This is a genomic window from Sulfurisoma sediminicola, from assembly GCF_003865015.1.
Taxonomy (GTDB): domain Bacteria; phylum Pseudomonadota; class Gammaproteobacteria; order Burkholderiales; family Rhodocyclaceae; genus Sulfurisoma; species Sulfurisoma sediminicola.
This window is the reverse complement of sequence record NZ_BHVV01000002.1, coordinates 197,851-217,993: the sequence shown is the minus strand read 5'-3', so window position 1 is coordinate 217,993 and position 20,143 is coordinate 197,851. Positions and strand designations below refer to the sequence as shown.

Annotated in this window: 24 protein-coding genes and 1 tRNA gene; 13 read left to right on the top strand and 12 right to left on the bottom strand. The window is 67.5% G+C overall.

Annotated features, from left to right (window positions below; translation table 11 throughout):
- The first annotated feature begins 168 nt into the window (after positions 1–168).
- The 9 genes from ruvB (at position 169) to queE (ending at position 6,862) form a co-directional block, all read left to right on the top strand.
- Positions 169–1,221, top strand: a complete 1,053-nt coding sequence (ruvB, locus tag EJE94_RS05105) for a Holliday junction branch migration DNA helicase RuvB (RefSeq protein WP_121240372.1) — start codon at positions 169–171, stop codon at positions 1,219–1,221.
- Positions 1,218–1,625: a tol-pal system-associated acyl-CoA thioesterase gene (gene ybgC, locus EJE94_RS05100; protein ID WP_243642529.1), complete on the top strand. Its 408-nt coding sequence runs from the start codon at positions 1,218–1,220 to the stop codon at positions 1,623–1,625. The genes ruvB and ybgC overlap by 4 nt, the downstream gene beginning before the upstream one ends.
- Positions 1,622–2,299: a protein TolQ gene (gene tolQ, locus EJE94_RS05095; protein WP_121240370.1), complete on the top strand. Its 678-nt coding sequence runs from the start codon at positions 1,622–1,624 to the stop codon at positions 2,297–2,299. The genes ybgC and tolQ overlap by 4 nt, the downstream gene beginning before the upstream one ends.
- Before the next feature lie 136 nt (positions 2,300–2,435).
- On the top strand, positions 2,436–2,825 hold the full coding sequence (gene tolR, locus EJE94_RS05090; RefSeq protein ID WP_243642528.1) for a protein TolR: 390 nt from the start codon (positions 2,436–2,438) through the stop codon (positions 2,823–2,825).
- 3 nt (positions 2,826–2,828) lie between these two features.
- A complete protein-coding gene (locus tag EJE94_RS05085; RefSeq protein WP_121240368.1) occupies positions 2,829–3,596 on the top strand; it encodes a TonB C-terminal domain-containing protein in 768 nt (255 codons plus the stop codon).
- A gap of 19 nt (positions 3,597–3,615) precedes the next feature.
- Positions 3,616–4,893 carry a Tol-Pal system beta propeller repeat protein TolB gene (gene tolB / locus EJE94_RS05080; protein ID WP_121240367.1) on the top strand — a complete coding sequence of 426 codons (1,278 nt, stop codon included), beginning with the start codon at positions 3,616–3,618 and terminating at the stop codon, positions 4,891–4,893.
- 23 nt (positions 4,894–4,916) lie between these two features.
- Positions 4,917–5,462, top strand: coding sequence for a peptidoglycan-associated lipoprotein Pal (gene pal / locus EJE94_RS05075; RefSeq protein ID WP_121240654.1), 546 nt, complete (start codon positions 4,917–4,919; stop codon positions 5,460–5,462).
- Between the two features lie 3 nt (positions 5,463–5,465).
- Complete coding sequence (gene ybgF / locus EJE94_RS05070; RefSeq protein WP_121240366.1) at positions 5,466–6,209, top strand: tol-pal system protein YbgF; 744 nt, start codon at positions 5,466–5,468, stop codon at positions 6,207–6,209.
- Positions 6,209–6,862 carry a 7-carboxy-7-deazaguanine synthase QueE gene (queE, locus tag EJE94_RS05065; protein WP_121240365.1) on the top strand — a complete coding sequence of 218 codons (654 nt, stop codon included), beginning with the start codon at positions 6,209–6,211 and terminating at the stop codon, positions 6,860–6,862. The genes ybgF and queE overlap by 1 nt, the downstream gene beginning before the upstream one ends.
- Before the next feature lies 1 nt (position 6,863).
- On the opposite strand, the gene EJE94_RS05060 is transcribed toward queE, so the two are convergent.
- The 5 genes from EJE94_RS05060 to EJE94_RS05040 all read right to left on the bottom strand — a co-directional run bounded on the left by EJE94_RS05060 (position 6,864) and on the right by EJE94_RS05040 (position 11,413).
- On the bottom strand, positions 6,864–7,613 hold the full coding sequence (locus EJE94_RS05060; protein ID WP_243642527.1) for an ABC transporter ATP-binding protein: 750 nt from the start codon (positions 7,611–7,613) through the stop codon (positions 6,864–6,866).
- Positions 7,576–8,292, bottom strand: a complete 717-nt coding sequence (locus EJE94_RS05055; RefSeq protein WP_121240363.1) for an ABC transporter ATP-binding protein — start codon at positions 8,290–8,292, stop codon at positions 7,576–7,578. Before EJE94_RS05055 ends, EJE94_RS05060 begins: the two co-directional genes overlap by 38 nt.
- A complete protein-coding gene (locus EJE94_RS05050; protein ID WP_121240362.1) occupies positions 8,285–9,247 on the bottom strand; it encodes a branched-chain amino acid ABC transporter permease in 963 nt (320 codons plus the stop codon). The genes EJE94_RS05055 and EJE94_RS05050 overlap by 8 nt, the downstream gene beginning before the upstream one ends.
- Positions 9,244–10,158 (bottom strand): branched-chain amino acid ABC transporter permease, encoded by a 915-nt coding sequence (locus tag EJE94_RS05045; protein ID WP_121240361.1) that lies wholly within the window; start codon positions 10,156–10,158, stop codon positions 9,244–9,246. The genes EJE94_RS05050 and EJE94_RS05045 overlap by 4 nt, the downstream gene beginning before the upstream one ends.
- 76 nt (positions 10,159–10,234) lie before the next feature.
- Positions 10,235–11,413 (bottom strand): ABC transporter substrate-binding protein, encoded by a 1,179-nt coding sequence (locus tag EJE94_RS05040; RefSeq protein ID WP_121240360.1) that lies wholly within the window; start codon positions 11,411–11,413, stop codon positions 10,235–10,237.
- Between the two features lie 63 nt (positions 11,414–11,476).
- Between EJE94_RS05040 and queC the strand changes: the two genes are divergently transcribed.
- The 4 genes from queC (at position 11,477) to EJE94_RS05020 (ending at position 14,401) form a co-directional block, all read left to right on the top strand.
- Positions 11,477–12,157 carry a 7-cyano-7-deazaguanine synthase QueC gene (gene queC, locus EJE94_RS05035; RefSeq protein ID WP_121240359.1) on the top strand — a complete coding sequence of 227 codons (681 nt, stop codon included), beginning with the start codon at positions 11,477–11,479 and terminating at the stop codon, positions 12,155–12,157.
- A 98-nt stretch (positions 12,158–12,255) separates the two neighbouring features.
- On the top strand, positions 12,256–13,356 hold the full coding sequence (locus EJE94_RS05030; protein WP_121240358.1) for a YeeE/YedE family protein: 1,101 nt from the start codon (positions 12,256–12,258) through the stop codon (positions 13,354–13,356).
- Positions 13,357–13,416: 60 nt separating this feature from the next.
- Positions 13,417–13,492 (top strand) — tRNA-Lys (locus EJE94_RS05025).
- A 63-nt stretch (positions 13,493–13,555) separates the two neighbouring features.
- Positions 13,556–14,401, top strand: a complete 846-nt coding sequence (locus tag EJE94_RS05020; RefSeq protein WP_121240357.1) for an alpha/beta hydrolase — start codon at positions 13,556–13,558, stop codon at positions 14,399–14,401.
- Here the strand turns inward: EJE94_RS05020 and EJE94_RS05015 are convergent.
- The 7 genes from EJE94_RS05015 to rsxC are packed head-to-tail and all read right to left on the bottom strand — an operon-like array spanning position 14,395 to position 19,890.
- Positions 14,395–15,243, bottom strand: a complete 849-nt coding sequence (locus tag EJE94_RS05015; RefSeq protein WP_121240356.1) for a ferredoxin reductase domain-containing protein — start codon at positions 15,241–15,243, stop codon at positions 14,395–14,397. The genes EJE94_RS05020 and EJE94_RS05015 overlap by 7 nt on opposite strands.
- A gap of 23 nt (positions 15,244–15,266) precedes the next feature.
- Complete coding sequence (locus EJE94_RS14570) at positions 15,267–15,443, bottom strand: hypothetical protein (protein ID WP_165904762.1); 177 nt, start codon at positions 15,441–15,443, stop codon at positions 15,267–15,269.
- Positions 15,443–16,021, bottom strand: coding sequence for an electron transport complex protein RnfA (locus tag EJE94_RS05010; protein ID WP_121240355.1), 579 nt, complete (start codon positions 16,019–16,021; stop codon positions 15,443–15,445). The genes EJE94_RS14570 and EJE94_RS05010 overlap by 1 nt, the downstream gene beginning before the upstream one ends.
- Positions 16,014–16,652 (bottom strand): electron transport complex subunit RsxE, encoded by a 639-nt coding sequence (rsxE, locus tag EJE94_RS05005; protein ID WP_121240354.1) that lies wholly within the window; start codon positions 16,650–16,652, stop codon positions 16,014–16,016. Before rsxE ends, EJE94_RS05010 begins: the two co-directional genes overlap by 8 nt.
- Positions 16,649–17,341: an RnfABCDGE type electron transport complex subunit G gene (locus EJE94_RS05000; RefSeq protein WP_207855737.1), complete on the bottom strand. Its 693-nt coding sequence runs from the start codon at positions 17,339–17,341 to the stop codon at positions 16,649–16,651. Before EJE94_RS05000 ends, rsxE begins: the two co-directional genes overlap by 4 nt.
- Complete coding sequence (locus tag EJE94_RS04995; RefSeq protein WP_121240352.1) at positions 17,338–18,519, bottom strand: RnfABCDGE type electron transport complex subunit D; 1,182 nt, start codon at positions 18,517–18,519, stop codon at positions 17,338–17,340. The genes EJE94_RS05000 and EJE94_RS04995 overlap by 4 nt, the downstream gene beginning before the upstream one ends.
- Positions 18,520–18,522: 3 nt before the next feature.
- On the bottom strand, positions 18,523–19,890 hold the full coding sequence (gene rsxC / locus EJE94_RS04990; protein ID WP_121240351.1) for an electron transport complex subunit RsxC: 1,368 nt from the start codon (positions 19,888–19,890) through the stop codon (positions 18,523–18,525).
- Positions 19,891–20,143 lie beyond the last annotated feature (253 nt).

Here is a 20,143-nt window from a genome sequence, read left to right as displayed (position 1 = left end):
CCTCCCAGCCTCCCCTCGCGGGGAGGAGCCCGCTTGCGCGCTACGCACGATTGTCATGGGCAACGCCAAGCACACGTCGGCGCGGATGCTGCCTCCGGCAGCGTGCCGTCTTGCCCCGGGGCGGCCCGGCGGCAAGACTGCGGTGTCGGCATGAAGTAGACTGCCGCGATGGCCATCGAAACCGACAAGTTCGTCGAACGCATCATTACCGCGGAAAGCGAGTCGCCGCGCGAAGACGCACTCGAACGTGCGCTGCGGCCCCGCAAGCTGGCGGAATATGTCGGCCAGCAAAAAATCCGCGGCCAGCTCGAAATCTTCATCGAGGCGGCCAAGCGGCGCAAGGAAGCACTCGACCATGTGCTGCTGTTCGGGCCGCCCGGGCTGGGCAAGACCACGCTGGCCCACATCGTCGCCCACGAGATGGGCGTCAACCTGCGCTCGACGTCGGGGCCGGTGCTGGAACGCGCCGGCGATCTCGCCGCCATCCTCACCAATCTCGAACCGCACGACGTGCTGTTCATCGACGAAATCCATCGCCTGAGCCCCGTGGTCGAGGAGATCCTCTACCCGGCGCTGGAAGACTTCCAGATCGACATCATGATCGGCGAGGGGCCGGCGGCCCGCTCGGTCAAGCTCGACCTGCCACCCTTCACGCTGGTCGGCGCCACCACCCGCGCCGGCATGCTCACCAACCCGCTGCGCGACCGCTTCGGCATCGTCGCCCGCCTCGAGTTCTACACACCGGACGAACTCGCCCACATCATCCGCCGCTCGGCGCAGTTGCTCAATTGCGAGATCGCCGACGAGGGCGCCACGGAAATCGCCAGGCGCTCGCGTGGCACGCCGCGCATCGCCAACCGCCTGTTGCGCCGCGTGCGCGACTTCGCCGAGGTCAAGCACGATGGCGCCGTCACCCGCGAAATCGCCGACGCCGCGCTGATCATGCTCGACGTCGACCACCTCGGCCTCGACGTCATGGACCGCAAGCTGCTTTCCGCCATGCTCGAGAAGTTCGGCGGCGGCCCGGTCGGCGTCGACAACCTCGCCGCCGCGATCGGCGAGGCGCGCGACACCATCGAGGACGTGCTCGAGCCCTACCTGATCCAGCAGGGCTATCTGCAGCGCACGCCGCGCGGCCGCGTGGCGACGCCGAGCATCTGGCGCCACTTCGGACTGGCATCGCCCGCCGACCCGAATCGCGAGCTGTGGCAAGAGCCGTGACCGGGCCCCGCCGCTTCGCCGTCCGCGTCTATTACGAGGACACCGATTCCGGCGGGGTGGTTTACTATGCGAACTACCTGCGCTTCCTCGAACGTGCGCGCACCGAGCTGCTGCGCAGCCTCGGTGTCGAGCAGGCGCAGCTGGCACGCGATGCGGGCATCGCGTTCGCCGTCCGCTCGCTGCAGGTCGAATACGTCAAGCCGGCGCGCCTCGACGATCTGATCGAAGTCGCGACCACCATCGGGGAACTCGGACGCGCGCAGGTGGTCTTCCTGCAACGCATCGAGCGGGAAGGGGAGTTGCTGGTCGATGCCACGGTGCGCGTGGCCTGCCTCGACCTGGCCAAGGGCCGGGCCGCGGCGATGCCGAAGAACATTCACGAAAAACTCAAAGAACTCACATGAACGTCACTCAGGATCTCTCGATCATCCAGCTGGTGCTCGAGGCCAGCCTCGTCGTCAAGCTCGTGATGGGACTGCTCACCGTCGTCTCGCTGATGTCGTGGTACTGGATCTTCCGCAAATGGTTCGCGATCCGCGAAGCGCGCGCCCGCACCGAGCGTTTCGAGCGCGACTTCTGGAGCGGCGGCGATCTCAACACGCTCTATCAATCGGCGGTAAACGACCGCCACCACACCGGCGCGCTGGAACGCATCTTCGAAGCCGGCTACCGCGAATTCACCAAGCTGCGCGGACAGAAGACGCTCGATCCCGGCACGGTGATCGACGGCGTGCGCCGCGCCATGCGCGCGACCTACCAGCGCGAGACCGACGACCTCGAGGCCCACCTCGCCTTCCTCGCCTCGGTCGGCTCGGTCTCGCCCTACGTCGGCCTCTTCGGCACGGTGTGGGGCATCATGCATTCCTTCCGCGGACTGGCCAGCATGAGCACGGCCACGCTCGCCGCCGTCGCCCCCGGCATCGCCGAGGCGCTGGTGGCGACCGCCATCGGCCTCTTCGCCGCGATCCCGGCGGTAGTCGCCTACAACCGCTTCGCCCACGACGTCGACCGCGTCGCCGTGCGCTTCGAGAGCTTCATGGAGGAGTTCTCGAACATCCTGCAAAGGCAGCTCCGGTGAGACTCCGGCATCACGTTTCGCCGCGCAGCGGCGCTGGACAGTCACCCCCGCCCGGGCGGGGGGCGGGGGGTGGGGGCGTTCAATTGGCGAGAGCCTGCGTTGTCTCATGGAGGTACCCATGAGACAACGCAGGCTCATGAATGAAATTAACGTCGTGCCCTACATCGACGTGATGCTGGTATTGCTCGTCATCTTCATGGTCACGGCGCCGATGATCCAGACCGGCAGCGTCGACCTGCCCAGCGTCGGCAAGAGCCAGCAGCCGCCGGCCGCGCCGCTGGAGATCATGATCAAGGCCGACCAGAGCCTGGTGCTGCGCGACCGCGCCAAGGGCGCGCAGGAAGTTGCGGTGACCCGTGCCGAGCTGCCGGCGCGCCTGAAGGAGGCGCAGGCGAAGAATCCGCAGCAGCCGGTGCTGATCGCCGGCGACAAGAGTGTCAAGTACGAGGCCGTGCTCTCGGTGATGGACGAGCTGCAGCGCGCCCAGGTGACGAAGATCGGCCTGCTGGTGCAGCCCGGCAAGTAGGCGATGGCGGCGGCGCACATCCTCAATCCCCCGCCCGAACCGCCCGGCAAGACCGCCTCGGTGCTGCTCGCGATCGCGATGCACGTGCTGCTCGCGGTCTTCCTGATCTACGGCATCCGCTGGCAGACGCAGCACCCCGAGGCGGTCTCGGTCGAGCTGGTCAGCGCGCCGCCTGCCCCGGCGCCCGTGGCCGAAGCCCAGCCCGCACCGGAGCCGGTGCAGAAGGTCGAGCCGAAGCCCGAACCCAAGCCCGAACCCAAGCCCGTACCCAAGCCCGCCCCGCCGCCGCCCAAGCCGGACATCGCGGTCAAGGAGAAGGAAAAACCCAAACCCGTAGCCAAGGAAGCGCCTCCGCCCAGGGCCGACCCCTTAGCCGAGCAGCTAAAGCGCGACGCCGAGCAGCTAAAGCGCGATGCCGAGCAGGTGCAGAAGAAGCGTGCCAGCGATGAGCTCGACAAGCTCAAGGCCGATCAGGCCAGCGCCGCCAGAAGCCGCGACATCGCCGACTACCTCGGGCGTATCCGCGGCAAGATCCGCGGCAACATCGTGCTGCCGTCGGACGTCAGGGGCAACCCCGAGGCGGTGTTCGACGTGACGCAGCTGCCCTCGGGCGAAATTCTCGGGGTCAAGCTGAAGAAATCCTCCGGCCACGCGGCCCTCGATGCCAACATCGAGCGCGCCATCCTGAAGTCGAGCCCCCTGCCGAAGCCTGAAAAACCCGAGCTTTTCAACCGTTCGCTCGAGCTCAAGTTCCGGCCCCTCGAAGACTGAGCCGTTATAATCGCCGCTCATGAAAGTCAGACACTCCTTCGCCGCCCTGCTCGCCTGCGCCGCCCTGCCGGCCTTCGGCCAGCTCTCGATCGAAATCACCGGCGCCGGAGCCAATCGCATCCCCATCTCGATCGCCGACTTCGCCGGCGAGCGCATCGTATCGCAGGCGCTGACCTCGGTGGTGCGCGGCGACCTCGAGCGCAGCGGCTGGTTCCGCCTGGTCGAGCCGGGAGGGCTGGCCACCATGGAGCCGAACGCCGGCAACATCGCCGACCTCAAGTCGCGCGGCGCCGATGCCTACGTCGCCGGTGCCGTGTCCCCGGTTGGCCAGGGCGGTGACGGCGGGCGCTTCGAGTCCCGCTTCCGCCTCTTCGACGTGCCCAAGCAGGCCTCGCTCGGCGGCCAGACCTACGCCCACGGTTCGAACCAGCTGCGCACCACCGCGCACCGCATCTCGGACTTCGTCTACGAGAAACTGACCGGCGAGCCCGGCGTGTTTTCGACGCGCATCGCCTACGTGGTCAAGAGCACCGGCCGCTTCGAGCTGCAGGTCGCCGACGCCGACGGCATGAACGCGCAGGCGGCGCTGGCCTCGCGCGAGCCGATCATCTCGCCGAGCTGGTCGCCCGACGGCACCAAGCTCGCCTATGTCTCCTTCGAGGCGAAGAAGCCGGTGGTCTACGTCCATGACCTCGCCTCGGGCCGCCGCCACGTCGCCGCCAATTTCAAGGGCTCCAACTCGGCCCCAGCCTGGTCGCCGGACGGCAAGCGCCTGGCCGTGGTGCTGACCAAGGACGGCAGCTCCCAGCTCTACACCCTCAACGTCGATGGCAGCGGCGTCACCCGCCTGGCCAGTTCCAGCGGCATCGACACCGAGCCGCAATTCTCGCCCGACGGGCAGTGGATCTACTTCACCTCCGACCGCGGCGGCAGCCCGCAGATCTACCGCGTCAGCGCCGCTGGCGGCAATGCCGAACGCGTCACCTTCGAAGGCAGCTACAACGTCACGCCGCGACTATCGCCCGACGGCAGGAACATGGCCTACGTCTCGCGCTACAACGGCCGCTTCCAGCTCACGCTGATGGACATCGCCACCAAGCAGTCGCAGATCCTCACCGACACGGCCAAGGACGAGTCGCCGAGCTTCGCCCCCAACGGCCGCACCATCCTCTACGCCTCGGAGGTCAACGGCCGCGGCGTGCTCGGCACGGTATCGATCGATGGCCGCATCAAGCAGAAACTTTCGGTGCAGGCCGCCGATGTACGGGAACCCGCGTGGGGCCCGCAACTCAAATGAATTTTCGCCAGGAGCCACTCGCCATGCGCACGCTGATCGCCACCCTCGCCCTCGCCGTTCCCCTGCTGCTCGCCGGTTGCAGCTCACAGCCGCCCGCGCCCGAGCAGCCCGGTGCCGGCGTCGAGGACCGCAAGCCGACCACCGTCACCACGCCCGCGGTGACCCCCGCCGTCACCACCGGCGCCATCGATCCCTACAGCATCGCCGCACTGAAGGACCCAAAGAGCATCCTGTCAAAGCGCAGCGTCTATTTCGACTTCGACCAGTTCGTCGTCAAGGACGAGTTCAAGTCGCTGCTCGAGGCCCACGCCAAGTTCCTGGTCAACAACCCGAAGATGAAAATGCTCATCCAGGGCAACGCCGACGAGCGCGGCAGCCGCGAATACAACCTCGCGCTCGGCCAGAAGCGCGCCGAAGCCATCAAGAAGGGACTGCTGCTGCTCGGCGCGAAGGAAGAACAGGTCGAGTCCGTCAGCCTCGGCGAGGAGAAGCCGGCCTGCACCGAGGCGACCGAGGACTGCTGGGCGAAGAACCGCCGCGGCGACATGCTCTACTCCGGCGAGTTTTAAGTGATGCGGTACGCCCGACTGCTGGTCGCGGCGTGTGCCGCGGCCTTTTCCGTTCAGGTGCAGGCGGGTCTGTTCGATGACGAGGAGGCGCGTGCCCGCGTCGAGAAGCTGCGTGCCGAGATCACCGAGCTGACAAAGCGCGTCGACACGGCCAGCAAGAACCAGTTCGACTTCGCCAACCAGTTCGAAACCCTCAAGGGTGACATCTCGCGCCTGCGCGGCCAGATCGAGGTCCTGACCTACGAGCTCGATGCGGCGCAGAAGCGCCAGAAGGATTTCTACGTCGATCTCGACAACCGCCTGCGCAAGCTGGAGCCGGGCACCGAAGCCAAGCCGGCGCCCGACGCAAAAACCACCACCGCTGCCGCCGACCCGGCCGCAGAGACGCGCGACTACGAGGCGGCGCTGGGCGCCTTCCGCAGCGCCAAGTACAAGGACGCCCTGGCGCTGCTGTCCGCCTTCATCAAGAACTACCCGAAGAGCGCCTTCCAGCCCTCGGCGCATTACTGGGCCGCTTCGAGCCATTACCAGCTCAAGGACTACGCCCGCGCCGCCGAGCTGTTCGGCACCGTCGCCAGCACCTGGCCGGACGACACCAAGGCGCCGGATGCGCTGCTCAACCAGGCCAACGCCTTCGCCGCCGCCGGCGATGCCAAGAGCTCACGCAAGTCGCTCGAGTTGCTGGTCGAGAAGTATCCCTCGAGCCAGCCGGCACAGGGCGCCAAGCTGCGTCTAAAGAAAAAGTAGTGGGCGCCGCCGACGCGAAGCTGCGCGTCTCCGAGATATTCCATTCGATCCAGGGCGAGAGCACGCGCGTCGGCCTGCCTACCGTCTTCGTCCGCCTCACCGGCTGCCCGCTGCGCTGCAGCTGGTGCGACACCGAATACGCCTTCGCCGGCGGCGAGGCGATGACCATTCCCCAGGCGCTCGAACGCGTCGCCAGCCACGGCTGCCCGACGGTCTGCGTCACCGGCGGCGAGCCGCTGGCGCAGAAGGCCTGCCCCGAACTGCTCGCCGCGCTATGCGACGCCGGCTACTCGGTCTCGCTCGAAACCAGCGGTGCCCTCGACGTCTGCGGCCTCGATGCGCGCGTCTCGCGCATCGTCGATCTCAAGGCACCGGATTCGGGCGAGTGCGAGAAGAACCGCTGGGAGAACCTCGCCTGCCTCAATCGGCACGATGAACTGAAGCTGGTCCTCGCCTCGACGGCAGACTACGAATGGGCAAAGTCTCTGCTTACGGCACGGCGGCTCGACGCCATCTGTCCCGTGCTGTTCTCGCCGGTGGCCGACCGCCTCGACCCGACGCAGCTGGCCGAATGGATCGTGCGCGACCGGCTGCCGGTGCGCTTCCAGCTGCAGCTGCACAAGCTGCTCTGGTGCGATACGCGCGGACGGTAGTCTAGATTCCCAGGTAGCGGTGCCAGACCGAATGGTCGGCATCGAGCTCGGCCGACGTCCCGTTCCACACCACGCGCCCCTTCTCGATGATGGTGTGACGGTCGCACAGCGCGATCAATCGCTCGACGTACTTGTCGATCACCAGCGTGGTCTGCCCGGCGGCGCGCAGGGCGGCGAGGCATTGCCAGATCTCCTCGCGTACCAGCGGCGCCAGGCCTTCTGTCGCCTCGTCGAGAATCAGCAGGCGCGGGTTGGTCATCAGCGCCCGGCCGATGGCCAACATCTGCTGCTCGCCGCCGGAGAGCCGGCCGCCGAAGTTGCCGGCGCGCTCGGCCAAGCGCGGGAAGAAGGCATAGACCCTGTCGAGCGTCCACGGCTCGCGCGCCTCGCAGCGGTTGGCGGCGAAGGCGACGAGATTCTCCTTCACGCTCAGGTTGGGGAAGATCTGCCGGCCCTCAGGCACGAGTGCCAGCCCCATGCGCGCGACGCGATCGGGCGGCAGGCCATCGATGCGCTCGCCGAGGAAGCGCACCGTGCCGGCGAATGGCGGGCTCAGGCCCATGATGGCGCGTACCGTCGTGGTCTTGCCCATGCCATTCCGGCCGAGCAGGCTCGCCGTCTCGCCGGCGCCGACTTTCAGGTCGAGGTCGAACAGCACCTGGCTCTGGCCATAACCGGCCTCGAGGCCGGCAACTTCGAGCAGCGCATTCACGTCAGGTGTCCCCGAGGTAAGCACGGCGCACTTCGGCATCGGCGCGCACGTCGTCGGGCAGGCCGCTGGCGATGACTTTCCCCGCCACCAGCACGGATACCCGGTCGGCGAGGCGGAACACCGCGTCCATGTCGTGCTCGACCAGCAGCAGCGTCATGTCGCGGCCGAGGTGGTCGAGCAGCTCGATCATGCGCTCGGACTCCTCCGGCCCCATGCCGGCCAGCGGCTCGTCGAGCAGCAGCAGGCGCGGGGCGGTCGCCAGCGCCAGCCCGACCTCGAGCTGGCGCTGCTCGCCATGCGACAGCGCCCCCGCGGCGACACCGGTGGCGCCAGCAAGGCCGATGCGCTCGATCACCGCCTGCGTCTCGTCGCCGCCGCCATGGCGTGCCTCCACCGCCAGCGCGATGTTGTCGAACACGGTCAGGCGCGCGAAGACATTGGTGATCTGGTAGGAGCGCGCCAGGCCGTGCGCGACGCGCGTGTGCATGGCCATGCGGGTGATGTCGGCGCCGTCGAAGCGGACGCTGCCGGCATCGGGATGCATGGCGCCGGAGATATGGTGGATCAGCGTGGTCTTGCCGGCACCGTTGGGACCGATCAGGGCGTGGATTTCGCCGCGCTCGACGGACAGGTCGACGCCGTTCAGCGCGTAGACGCCGCCGAAATGGCGTACCAGCCCGGCAAGCTGCAACAGGGGTGCCTGAGCGTGCTCAGCCATGGCGCTTGCGTGCCACAACGGTGGCCAGTCCGGCCAGGCCGTGGGGCGCGAGGAAAACCACGGTCAGCAGCACCGCGCCGACGCCGAGCTGCCAGTGGATGGTGTAGCCCGAGAGCACTTCCTCGAGGATCAGCAGTGCCGCGGCGCCGAGCGCGCCGCCGTAGAGGCTGCCGACGCCGCCGAGCACCACCATCACCAGCAGCATGCCGGACTGCGTCCAGAACATCTGGTTGGGCGAGGCGAGGCCGGTCTGGTTGACCAGCAGCGCGCCGGCCAGTCCGGCCAGCGCACCGCCGATGGTGAAGCAGGCGAGCTTGTAGCCGAACACCGGGTAGCCGATCGCCTCCATGCGCGCCTCGTTCTCGCGGATGCCCTGGATGACGCGGCCGAAGCGCGAGCGGATCAAGCGGCCGACCAGCAGCAGCGTCGCGACGAGGCAGGCGAGGACGGCGTAGTAGAAATTCGCGTCATCTTTCAGGTCGATGCCCGCGCCCAGGATATTCCGGGCCGCCAGCGGCAGGCCATCGTCGCCGCCCCAGGTCTTGAGCGAGACGATCAGGTAGTAGAGCATCTGGGCGAACGCCAGGGTGATCATGATGAAATAGACGCCGCGGGTGCGCAGGCTCACCGCCCCGACGAACAGCGCCGCGAGCGCGCTGACCGCCACCGCCGCCGGCCAGGCGACCCAGGCCGAAACGGCACCCGCGCTCGTCAGCAAGGCGACCGTGTAGGCACCCAAGCCGACGAAGGCGGCATGGCCGAAGGACACCATGCCGCCGAAGCCGAGCACGAGATTGAGGCTGGTCGCGGCCAGCGCGTAGATCAGCACGCGGCTCATCAGGCTGACATAGAAGCCCTGGTCCAGCGCCTGCGCCAGCAGCGGGAAAGCGGCCAGCCCGGCCAGCACGACCGACGCGGCGTAGCGCCGGCGCCGACTTTCGACGTAGAAACTCATGCCCGCGCCGGGAAAAGGCCCTCGGGCCGCCAGAAGAGGATGGTCGCCATCAGCAGGTAGATGAGGATGGATGCCAGCGCCGGGCCGAGGCTGGCGGCGATCTCGAGCGGCACGATCTCGCGCAGCAGCGTCGGCAGCAGCGCACGGCCGAGGGTGTCGCTGACACCGACGATGAGGCTGCCGACCAGGGCGCCGCGGACCGAGCCGATGCCGCCGATGACGATGACGACGAAGGCGAGGATGAGGATGCTCTCGCCCATGCCGACCTGCACCGCCAGCAGCGGCCCCAGCAGTGCGCCGGCCAGCGCGCACAGCGCCGCGCCGATGGCGAAGACGATGGTGAACAGGCGCCGCACGTCGACGCCCATGGCCTGCGCCATCTCGCGGTTGGAGGCGCCGGCGCGCACCCACATGCCGAGCCGCGTCTTCGCCACCAGCAGATAGAGCGACGCGGCGGCGACCACCCCGACGACGACGATAAGCAGGCGATAGGCCGGGTACATGAAGCCGCCGATCTCGACCGGGCCGGACAGCGCCTCGGGCATGGCCAGCATCACCGGCTGGTCGCCCCAGATCATGCGCACCGCCTCGTTGCTGACGAGTATCAGAGCGAAGGTGGCGAGCACCTGCGAAAGGTGGTCGCGGCGGTAGAGCCGGCGCAGCACGGCCAGCTCGAGCAGCGCGCCGATGATGGCCGTGGCGCCGACGGCGACGATCACGGCCAGCACGAAGGAGCCGCTCTGCTCGGCCACGCTGGCGGCGATGTAGGCACCGACCATGTAGAGCGAGCCATGGGCGAGATTGATCATGTCCATGATGCCGAACACGAGCGTCAGTCCCGCCGCCAGCAGGAACAGCATCAGCCCGAACTGCAGGCCGTTGAGGGCCTGCTCGAGAACCAGCTGGGTCATTTCACGAACCGGAGCCGCCGCAGGCGGCGAACCTCCGTCACCCCCTTCCCACGAAAGGGGGTCGGGGGGAAGGGGCTCATTTCATCTTGCAGGCGGAAGCATAAGCATCCGCATGATTGGTGAACACCGTGCCCACGGTCTTGTTGGTGATGCGCCCCTGGGCATCCTTGCCGATCACGCGCAGATAGTAGTTCTGGATCGGGTAATGGTTGTGGTTGAACTTGAAGGCGCCGCGCACCGACTGGAACTTGGCGGCCTCGAGCGCCTTCTTCACCGCGTCCTTGTCGTCGAGCTTGCCCTTGCTGTCGCGCACGGCGGCGTCCATCAGCAGCGCGGCGTCGTAGCCCTGCGAGGCATAGAGCGAGGGCAGGCGGCCGTAGTCCTTCTGGAAGTCGGCGACGAATTTCCTGTTCTGCGGGTTGTCGATGTCGTGGGCCCACTGCGAGGAATTGAACAGGCCCATCATCGGCGCGCCGACGGCCTTGATGATGTCCTCGTCGGCCGAGAAGCCCGGCGCGAACAGCTGGATGTCGCGCGAGAGGCCGGCCGCGACGAACTGCTTGATGAAGTTGATGCCCATGCCGCCCGGCAGGAAGATGTAGAGGGCGTCGGGCTTGGAGGCGCGCAGCTGCGCCAGTTCCGCCGCATAGTCCAGCTGGCCGAGCTTGGTCAGGATCTCCTCAGCGACCTTGCCCTTGTACTGCCGCTTGAAACCGGCGAAGGCGTCGGTGCCACCCGGGTAGTTGGGCGCCAGCAACGCGACCTTCCTGAAGCCGCGCTCGGCCACGTACTTGCCGACGGCCTCGTGCAGGTTGTCGTTCTGCCAGGCGACGTTGAAGAAATAGGGGTTGCACTGCTCGCCGGCGAGCTGCGAGGGGCCGGCGTTGGCCGAGACGAAGAAGGTCTTGTTCTCGAACACCGAGGGGCCGACGGCCAGCATGATGTTGGAGAAGACGATGCCGGTCATGAAGTCGACCTTGTCCTTCTTCAGCAGCTTCTCGCTCGCCTGCTTGGCGACGTCCGGGTTCTGCTGGTCGTCGGCGACGATCACCTCGGCCGGCAGGCCGCCGAGCTTGCCGTTCAGATGCTTGAGGCCGAGATTGAAGCCGTCGCGGATATCGACGCCGAGGCCGGCACCGGGGCCGGACAGCGTGGACAGCATGCCGACCTTGACCCGTTCGTTCTGCGGGGCCGCCTGGGCCATCGCGGCCATTCCCATCATGGCGAGCAGCGCCGCCAGTTTCAGCTTGTGCATGGAGTTCCTCCCGTTCGGTGATCCGTGGATTTTAGCCGATGGGCCATCTGCTAACATCGCCCCATGCCTGCCCGCCCTGCCGTCGTCCTGCTTTCCGGCGGTCTCGATTCCGCCACCACCCTCGCCATCGCCCGCAGGGATGGCTACGCCTGTCATTGCCTCTCGGTCGACTATGGCCAGCGCCATCGCGCCGAGCTCGCAGCGGCCGATCGCGTCGCCGCCGCGCTGGGTGCCGCCGCGCATCGCACGATTCACCTCGACATGGCTCAGTTCGGCGGCTCGGCGCTGACCGACGACGCCATCGCCGTACCGACCGGCGGCGTGCAGCCCGGCATCCCGGTCACCTACGTGCCGGCACGCAACACTGTCATGCTCGCCCTGGCGCTGGCCTGGGCCGAGGTACTCGGCGCGCAGGACATCTTCGTCGGCGTAAATGCCGTGGACTACTCAGGCTATCCCGATTGCCGGCCCGAATACATCGCGGCCTTCGAGCGCATGGCCAACCTCGCGACCAAGGCCGGGGTCGAAGGCCGCGCCCTGCATGTCCACGCCCCGCTGATCGACCTGTCCAAGGCCGAGATCATTCGCCGCGGCCTGGCGCTCGGCATCGATTACGGCCTCACCGTCTCCTGCTACCAGGCCGATGCGACGGGGCAGGCCTGCGGTTCCTGCGATTCCTGCCGGCTGCGGCGCGAGGGCTTCGCCGCCGCCGGAGTGGCCGATCCGACCCGCTACGCCGCCTAGGGAATAGATTGCCCCGCCGCTGCGTCTAAACCTGTTCTACCATTCAGGCTTTTGCGGCCCGGCAGAGGCCACTTACCGAAATTTTCGCGGAGACATCAATGGAATTCACCATCCACCACCAGGTTCTGCTCACCGTGTTCGGCCTCGCCGTGATCATGGGCGGCACCGCCAACAAGACCAACTTCTGCACCATGGGCGCGGTGTCCGACTGGGTCAACATGGGCGACACCGGCCGCATGCGTTCCTGGATGCTGGCCATGGCCGTGGCGCTGCTGGGGGTGGTGATCCTCGAGGCGACCGGCAAGGCGTCGATCGGCACCGCCACCTTCCCGCCCTACCGCACGGCCAACCTCGCCTGGCTGCGCTACATCCTCGGCGGGCTGATGTTCGGCGTCGGCATGACGCTGGCCTCGGGCTGCGGCAACAAGACCCTGGTGCGCATCGGCGGCGGCAACCTCAAGTCGCTGGTGGTGCTGCTGATCGCTGCTGCCTGTGCCTACGCCATGCTGTGGACGGACTTCTACGACAGCGTCTTCGGCGGCATCGTTTCGGCCACCACCATCAACCTCGGTGCCCGCGGCATCAACAGCCAGTCCATCGGCGATCTCACCGGCATCGGCAACACCATCGCCGGCGCCGTGGTGGCGCTGGCCCTGATCGGCTACGCCTTCGCCTCGAGCGATTTCCGTTCGAACCGCGACAACCTCCTCGCGGCCATCGTCATCGGCCTCGTCATCGTCGCCGGCTGGTACGTCACCGGCGGCGAGATGGGCGCCAAGTGGAAGGAGTTCGCCGAATTCGCCGACACCAAGCCGCTGCGGGTCGAAACCCAGTCCTACACTTTCATCAGCGCCATGGGCGACACCGCCCGCTACGCGATGCACCCCATGGACTTTTCGCTGGTGAACTTCGGCATCGTCGCACTGGCCGGCGTCGTCGTCGGCTCGCTGCTGTGGGCGCTGATCAGCGGCAACTTCCGCTTCGAATGGTTCGCTTCCGGCGGCGATTTCGCCAACCACGCCATCGGCGCGGTGCTGATGGGCATCGGCGGCGTACTGTCGATGGGCTGCACCATCGGCCAGGCGATCACCGGCGTCTCGACGCTGGCGCTGGGCTCGATCCTCACCTTCGTCGCCATCGTCGCAGGCGCCGCAGCGACCATGAAGTTCCAGTACTGGCAGATGATGAAGGACGCCTGAGAAATTCGCCGGTCCGTTTGACAGGGTTGCGCCGCACCGCTAAAATGCGCGCCTTCCCGTGGGTCGTTAGCTCAGTTGGTAGAGCAGCGGACTTTTAATCCGTTGGTCGCAGGTTCGAATCCCGCACGGCCTACCACGAAAACCGAAGGGCCAGGACGCAAGTCCTGGCCCTTCCTCATTTACGGGGGGGCGGCAGACCATGGCGATTGCGCGACGGCGTCTCTGGCTGGGGCTGCGAGTGGTACTGTACGCGCTGCTCTTCTTCGGAGCGCTCGCCCTGTTCCAGGATCGCCTGCTCTACTTCCCCGACACGCCACCACTGGCGACCGTGCTCGCCGAGGCCAGGCGCGACGGCCTCGCGCCGTGGCCTGCCACTGGCGATTACCGCGGCCTGTTGCGCGAACCGGCCGGCCCGGCACGCGCCACCCTCGTGCTGTTCCATGGCAACGCCGGCCATGCCGGCCACCGCGCCTGGTACGCAGAAACGCTGGCACGCCTCGGCCTGCGCGTGATCCTCGCCGAATATCCCGGCTATGGTCCGCGCCCTGGCCGGCTCGGCGAGACCGCTCTGGTCGCCGACGCTGCCCAGACCGTTGCCCTGGCGCGACAGCATTATCCCGGCCCGCTGCTGGTCGGCGGCGAGTCGCTCGGCGCCGGCGTCGCGGCGGCGGCAGTGGCGCAGATCCCCACCGGCACCGCCGGCCTGTTGCTGGTCACGCCCTGGGATCGCCTCGAGAACGTCGCGCGCTTCCACTACCCTTGGGCGCCCGTGGGCTGGCTGTTGCGCGACCGCTACGACAGCATCGCGAACCTCGCGCGCTACGACGGCCGCGTGCTGGTGGCGGTGGCGGAACGCGACAGCATCGTGCCGGCGCGCTTCGGCACGGCGCTCCATGCGGCGCTGAAGGAACCGAAACGGCTGGTCGCGATCCCCGGCGCCGACCACAACGACTGGCCCGACCGCGTCGATGCCGCGTGGTGGCGCGACGCCATCGACTTCCTGCTGTCCCCGCCGCAGACCGGGGCGACCGCAGCCCCTCAGTAGAGCAGTTCGTGCCAGCGCCGGTCGGACACCAGCGCCTGGCGCACCTCGGCCCAGCGCGCGGCGGAACCGGCCAGCGTCGTCATCGCCTTGTCGATGCCGGCGAGCATGTCGTGAGTGCCGGCGATGAAGACGTGGGTTACCGGACTTTGCACCATGTCCCAGACCTCGGCCGCGTTCTCCACCAGCGCACGATCCAGCGCCACCGGCGCGCCAAGGGCCGGACGCGGGCTCACCGCCTGGAAGGCCTTGAAGGTCGGCTGGTCGTAGTAGTTGGCGAGGTCGTCGTTCTCGTCATTCATGTAGAGCATTTCGAGGCCGCTGCGCGCGCCGAAGTAGAGCCGCACCTTGCCCTTCCAGCCGCCGATCTTTTCGTAGATCAGCCGGATCAGGCCGCGGAACGGCGCGATGCCGGTGCCCATGCCGATCATCAGCAGGTTGGCGTTCTTGTCTTCCGGAATCGCGAAGGGATAAGGCACCGGTCCGGAGAACTCGATGGACGCGCCCGGCCGCAGGTCGCACAGGTGGTTGGAGGCGACACCCGGATATTCCTCGCCGCTGAAATCGTCGACGTAGGAACAGCGCCGCACGCAGATCGAAAACTCGGCGCCGGCGCCACGCCCCGGACTGACGTCGATGATGGAGTAGAGGCGGCCGTGGTACTTGTTGCCGAACTGCCCCGGCGCCAGCACGCGGATGCAGTTGCCGGCGCGGGAATCGAGGGCCAGCTCGTTGCTGCGAAACACCATGTGGCGAACCTCCTCGCGCGAGGCCGGCGGAGTGATGCGCTGCGAGCTGATCAGTTCGGCTGAATAGATCTTGGCGTCGGTGGCTGGGGTTTGCATGGTGTTGGCTCCGTGAGTTTGAATCAGCGCGGCGGGGCATCGCAGCTGCCGCCGTGGCAGGAACAGCTGCCGCAGCCCTGCTTGCGGAATGGGCCGAGCTTGGGATGCTTCATGGCGAAAAGACGGTAAAGGCGATCGACGACGATGCCGGCGAGCATGACGGTGAAGATGATGGCGATGGTGGTCAGGTAAATTCCCATCACCCGCCCAATCCGGCGAAGCCCATGAAGGAGAGCGAAAGGATGCCGGCGAGCATCAGCGACAGCGCGGTGCCCTGCGCCACCTCCGGCACGTTGGAGAGCTGCAGCCGCTCGCGCACCGAGGCCATCAGCACCAGCGCCAGCGTGAAGCCGGCGCCGCCGCCCAGGCTGAACACCATGGACTGCAGGAAGTTGTACTCGCGCGCCGTCTGGAACAGCGCGACGCCGAGTACGGCGCAGTTGGTGGTGATCAGCGGCAGGTAGATGCCGAGCGCGCGGAACAGCGCCGGACTGTACTTCTTCAGCACCATCTCGACCAGTTGCACCGCCGAGGCGATGATCACGATGTAGGAGATCAGCCGCAGGAACTCGAGGTGGAAGGCCGACAGCAGGAGATTGAGGCCGTAGGCGCAGAGCGAGGCCACCAGCATGACGAAGGTGGTGGCGACGCCCATGGGGAAGGCCGTGTCGAGCTTGCCCGAGACGCCGAGGAAGGGGCACAGCCCGAGGAACATCGCCAGCACGAAGTTGTTGGCGAGCAGGGCGTTGACGAAGATCTGGAAGGCGGTCTCAGACATTTTCGGCGGTCTCCGCCAATTTGCGCTGCTTGCGACGCTCGAGCCAGGCGAAGAACAGCAGCCACGAGCCGAGCACGAAGAACCCGCCGGGCGGCAGCACCATGATGACCCAGGGCTGGAAGCTCGCACCGAACAGAGAAACGCCGAACAGGGTGCCGGCGCCGAGGATCTCGCGCACCACGCCGAGCGACAGCAGGCCGATGGTGAAGCCGGCGCCCATGCCGGCGGCGTTGACCATGGCAGGGATGGGCGGGTTCTTCGCGGCATGCGCCTCGGCACGACCGAGGATGATGCAGTTCACCACGATGAGCTGTATGAAGGCACCGAGCGCATCGTAGAGCGCGAGGCTGATCGCCTGGATCGCGTAATCGACGGCCGTGACGAAGGTGGCGATGATCACGATATAGACGGCGATGCGCACCTCCTTGGGCGTCACGTTGCGCATCATCGAGACCAGGCCGCAGGAGGCGATCAGGACCAGCGCAGTCGATATGCCCATCGACAGCGCATTGACCGCCGAGACCGTCACCGCCAGCGTCGGGCACATGCCGAGGATCATGACGAAGGTCGGGTTCTGTTTCCAGATCCCTTCCATGAATTCGTCCCAGCCGCGGGTGGTCGTCACATTCATGATTTTGCCTTCAGTTGTTCGAGCGCCGGCACTATCTTGGGCAGCAGCACCTGGGCGGAGTCATTGATGGCCTTGCCCACGGCGCGCGAGGTGATGGTGGCGCCGGAAATGGCATCGATCTGCCACGGGTTGGTCTTGCTGCCGTGCTTGACGGTCTTGACCTCGTTGGCGAGCGCCTTGAGCTCGGCGTTGAGCTTGGCGTCAAGTTCGGTGAAGTTGGCGAGGAAGTCCTTGTCGGTGAGGATCTTGTCGCCGATGCCCGGCGTCTCGCGCATCGAAACCACGCCGATGCCGACCACGCACTGGCACTCGGGCTGGTAGCCGAACATGATGCGCACGGTATCGGCATAGCCCTTGGCGCCGCCCTCGGCCGCGATGCCGGCCAGCTTGCCGTCGCCGTCGTAGGCAGCGAAGAACTTGACGGCGCCCGCCGGTGTCTCGCCGGTACCGATCTTTTCCATGCCGCCCGCCGGCAGCGCGACGAACTCGGCGATCGACTTGGCGGCCGGCAGCACCTTGAACACCGCTCGCTCGGTCGCGATGCGCTTGTTGTCCGCCACCGCATCGAAGGTCAGCTGGTAGGCGCCGACGATGATCAGGCCGCAGATGGCCGAGACCAGGCCGAGGGTCTTGATCATCGCCGCCGTCGGCGTGCTCTGCGCGGCAAGTTGATGAAGGTCGGCGTTCATGGTTTCTTCACCGGCTTGTCGGCCGCCTTGTGCGGTTTGTTGGGCAGGAAGCGCTTCTTCGGCGTGACCGCACTGGCGTCCTCGCGCGATATGTAGCCCGGGTTGAGCGGATAGGTGGCGCCCTTGCGCCGCCTGCCCATGCCTGCCATGGCGCTCTTGCCGAAGGGTGTGGGCTGGGTGATCCGCTCGATCAGCGGCGAGGCGGCATTTGCGATGAGGATGGCGTACATCACGCCCTCGGGCAGGCCGCTGTAATAGCGGATCACCACGGTGAGCAGGCCGATCAGCGCGCCATAGACCCACATGCCCTTGGGCGTGACCGGCGAGGTCGCCATGTCGGTGGCCATGTACACCGCGCCGAGGATCAGGCCGCCCGAGAACAGCATGAAGAAGGGGTTCGGGTAGCGCACCGGGTCGAGGCCGAAGAGGATCCACGCCGTCAGGCCGGCACTGCCGAGGATGGCCGCCGGGATGCGCCAGTCCATGTAGCGGCGGGCCGCCAGGTAGATGCCGCAGAGCAGGATCAGCAGCGGCGATGGCCCGACCGCCATGTTGCCGGAGAGCGAGGTCAGCAGTTCGCCGGCGCCGGCCATGACGCCGTCGAACTTCCACTTCGCCAGCGGCGTCGCGCCGGCCAGCGCGTCGAGGTGCTTGGACTGCAGCCAGGTCGCGGTGTCGGGCGGCAGCATGAAGGGCCAGGCCAGCGAGCTCGGAATGAACTCGCTGAAACGGCCGGCGACGAACGAGGGCGTATAGGTGGCGATGGCGGTCGGGAAAGCGGCCTGGACGAAAGCGCGCCCCACCAGCGCGGGGTTGAAGACGTTGAAGCCGATGCCGCCGAACAGGGCCTTGCCCAGCGCAATGGCGACGAAACCGGCGACGGCCCCCATCCACAGCGGAAAGCCCGGCGGCAGCGTCAGCGCCAGCAGCAGGCCGGTGATGACCGCCGAGTAATCGTTCAGGCTGCCCGCCTGCGTGCCGGTGCGGACGAAGACGCGCTCGGTCAGCAGGCAGGCGCCGGTGATGACGGCGATCGAGGCCAGCGCCGAGATGCCGTACTGGGCGACGAAGAAGGCGCAGATCGGCAGCAGCGACCACACGACGTGGCGCATGATCTTCTCGACCGTGCGCGGGCTGGCGACGTGCGGTGCGGAGCGAATCTCTATGGAGGCTGACATGCTCTAGGCGGCCTTCTCGCGCAGGATCTGCTTGGCCACGCGGAACTGCTGGACCAGCGGAATGTTGGAGGGGCAGACGTAAGTGCAGCAGCCGCACTCGAAGCAGTCGCCGAGGTGGAAGTCGCTGCCCATCAGGTCGTACTCGCGCTTGGCGGCGAGCATGCCCAGCGTCGACGGGTTGAGTCCCATCGGGCAGGACTCGACGCACTCGCCGCACTTGATGCAGGGGTAGGTGTGGCGCCCTTCGCGCTCGGCCATGTCCTCGTGGCGGAACACCAGCACGCCGGAGACGCCCTTGGTGATCGGCACGTCGAGCGAGGCGATGGCCTGGCCCATCATCGGCCCGCCGAGGATCACCTGGCGCGCCGTCATCGAGTCGACCGCCGGCGCGCCGGCGTAGTCGAGCACGAACTTGAGCGGCGTGCCCAGCGCGACGCGATAGTCGCCGGGCCGCGCCACGCCGGGCCCGGTGACAGTGACGACGCGCTCGGTCAGCCCCTGTCCGGCCGGCAGCAGGCGGCCCAGCGCGGCCAGGGTGCCGACGTTGTTCACCACCATGCCCATCGACAGCGGCAGCGCGCCCGACGGCACCTCGGCGCCGAACAACGCCATGATCAGCATCTTCTCCGAGCCCTGCGGATACTTGGTCGGCACCAGCTCGGCGTGGATGTCCCCTTCGGGGATCGGGCCGGCGCGGGAGATCGCGGCCTCCAGCGCGGTACGCGCGTCGGGCTTGTTGTCCTCGATGCCGATGATGGTGCGCACGGCACCGGTGACGCGCATCGCATAACGAATGCCGCGCACCAGATAGTCGGATTCCTCGACCATGACGCGATGGTCGCAGGTCAGGTAGGGCTCGCACTCGCAGCCATTCACCACCAGGGTGTGCACCTTGGCCTGCTTCGGCACCGAGAGCTTGGCGTGGGTCGGGAAGGCCGCGCCGCCGAGACCGACCATGCCGGCGTCCCACACCGCCTGCAGGATGTCGTCGCCGCTGGCGGCCGCCATGTCGCGCGGCTGGCCCCACAGGTCTTCCTGCGAAGCGCCCGAGTGGGCGCGGATCACGATCGATTGCGTCCATGGCCCGCGCGCCGACGGCCGCAGCTCGATGGCCTCGACCACGCCCGTCACGGGCGCATGGTGGGGTACCGACAGCCAGTCCTGGGTGCGCGCGATCGGCTGGCCACGCACGACCTCCTGCCCCACCTGCACGACGGCGCGCGGCGGCTTGCCGATGTGCTGCGACAGCGGCACCGTCACCCTCGGCGGAAACGGCAGGCGGCGGATCGCGTTGCCGGCGGTCAGCTTGCACGACGGCGGATGCACGCCGCGCTGGAAGGCTTCGCCGCGGAAGTAGCTGAGGAGCTTCATGTCAGTGGCTCCAGTGCGACTCGCCATGGGCGATGGCCAGTTGCCGCCGCTCATGTCCCCCGGACCGGGCTGCACCCGGTCCTCCTCCTTTACTTCGCCACGACAACTGGCCATCGCCCATGGTGGTACCTGGTAGCCGCTCGGCGTGCCACCACCGCGCTCGGTAGCGAGCCGGTGGGGTGCTCTGCATAGCGAAGTAAAGGAGGAGGAGGCGGTCGAAGACCGCCGACGGGGGACATGAGCGGCGCAGAGC

Coding starts and splice junctions, on each gene's coding strand:
- ruvB (WP_121240372.1), top strand. CDS start 169: ATGGCCATCGAAACCGACAAGTTCGTCGAACGCATCATTACCGCGGAA.
- tolQ (WP_121240370.1), top strand. CDS start 1,622: ATGAACGTCACTCAGGATCTCTCGATCATCCAGCTGGTGCTCGAGGCC.
- tolR (WP_243642528.1), top strand. CDS start 2,436: ATGAATGAAATTAACGTCGTGCCCTACATCGACGTGATGCTGGTATTG.
- EJE94_RS05085 (WP_121240368.1), top strand. CDS start 2,829: ATGGCGGCGGCGCACATCCTCAATCCCCCGCCCGAACCGCCCGGCAAG.
- tolB (WP_121240367.1), top strand. CDS start 3,616: ATGAAAGTCAGACACTCCTTCGCCGCCCTGCTCGCCTGCGCCGCCCTG.
- pal (WP_121240654.1), top strand. CDS start 4,917: ATGCGCACGCTGATCGCCACCCTCGCCCTCGCCGTTCCCCTGCTGCTC.
- ybgF (WP_121240366.1), top strand. CDS start 5,466: ATGCGGTACGCCCGACTGCTGGTCGCGGCGTGTGCCGCGGCCTTTTCC.
- EJE94_RS05060 (WP_243642527.1), bottom strand. CDS start 7,613: ATGCCGAAGTGCGCCGTGCTTACCTCGGGGACACCTGACGTGAATGCG.
- EJE94_RS05055 (WP_121240363.1), bottom strand. CDS start 8,292: ATGGCTGAGCACGCTCAGGCACCCCTGTTGCAGCTTGCCGGGCTGGTA.
- EJE94_RS05050 (WP_121240362.1), bottom strand. CDS start 9,247: ATGAGTTTCTACGTCGAAAGTCGGCGCCGGCGCTACGCCGCGTCGGTC.
- EJE94_RS05045 (WP_121240361.1), bottom strand. CDS start 10,158: ATGACCCAGCTGGTTCTCGAGCAGGCCCTCAACGGCCTGCAGTTCGGG.
- EJE94_RS05040 (WP_121240360.1), bottom strand. CDS start 11,413: ATGCACAAGCTGAAACTGGCGGCGCTGCTCGCCATGATGGGAATGGCC.
- queC (WP_121240359.1), top strand. CDS start 11,477: ATGCCTGCCCGCCCTGCCGTCGTCCTGCTTTCCGGCGGTCTCGATTCC.
- EJE94_RS05030 (WP_121240358.1), top strand. CDS start 12,256: ATGGAATTCACCATCCACCACCAGGTTCTGCTCACCGTGTTCGGCCTC.
- EJE94_RS05020 (WP_121240357.1), top strand. CDS start 13,556: ATGGCGATTGCGCGACGGCGTCTCTGGCTGGGGCTGCGAGTGGTACTG.
- EJE94_RS05015 (WP_121240356.1), bottom strand. CDS start 15,243: ATGCAAACCCCAGCCACCGACGCCAAGATCTATTCAGCCGAACTGATC.
- EJE94_RS14570 (WP_165904762.1), bottom strand. CDS start 15,443: ATGGGAATTTACCTGACCACCATCGCCATCATCTTCACCGTCATGCTC.
- EJE94_RS05010 (WP_121240355.1), bottom strand. CDS start 16,021: ATGTCTGAGACCGCCTTCCAGATCTTCGTCAACGCCCTGCTCGCCAAC.
- rsxE (WP_121240354.1), bottom strand. CDS start 16,652: ATGAATGTGACGACCACCCGCGGCTGGGACGAATTCATGGAAGGGATC.
- EJE94_RS05000 (WP_207855737.1), bottom strand. CDS start 17,341: ATGAACGCCGACCTTCATCAACTTGCCGCGCAGAGCACGCCGACGGCG.
- EJE94_RS04995 (WP_121240352.1), bottom strand. CDS start 18,519: ATGTCAGCCTCCATAGAGATTCGCTCCGCACCGCACGTCGCCAGCCCG.
- rsxC (WP_121240351.1), bottom strand. CDS start 19,890: ATGAAGCTCCTCAGCTACTTCCGCGGCGAAGCCTTCCAGCGCGGCGTG.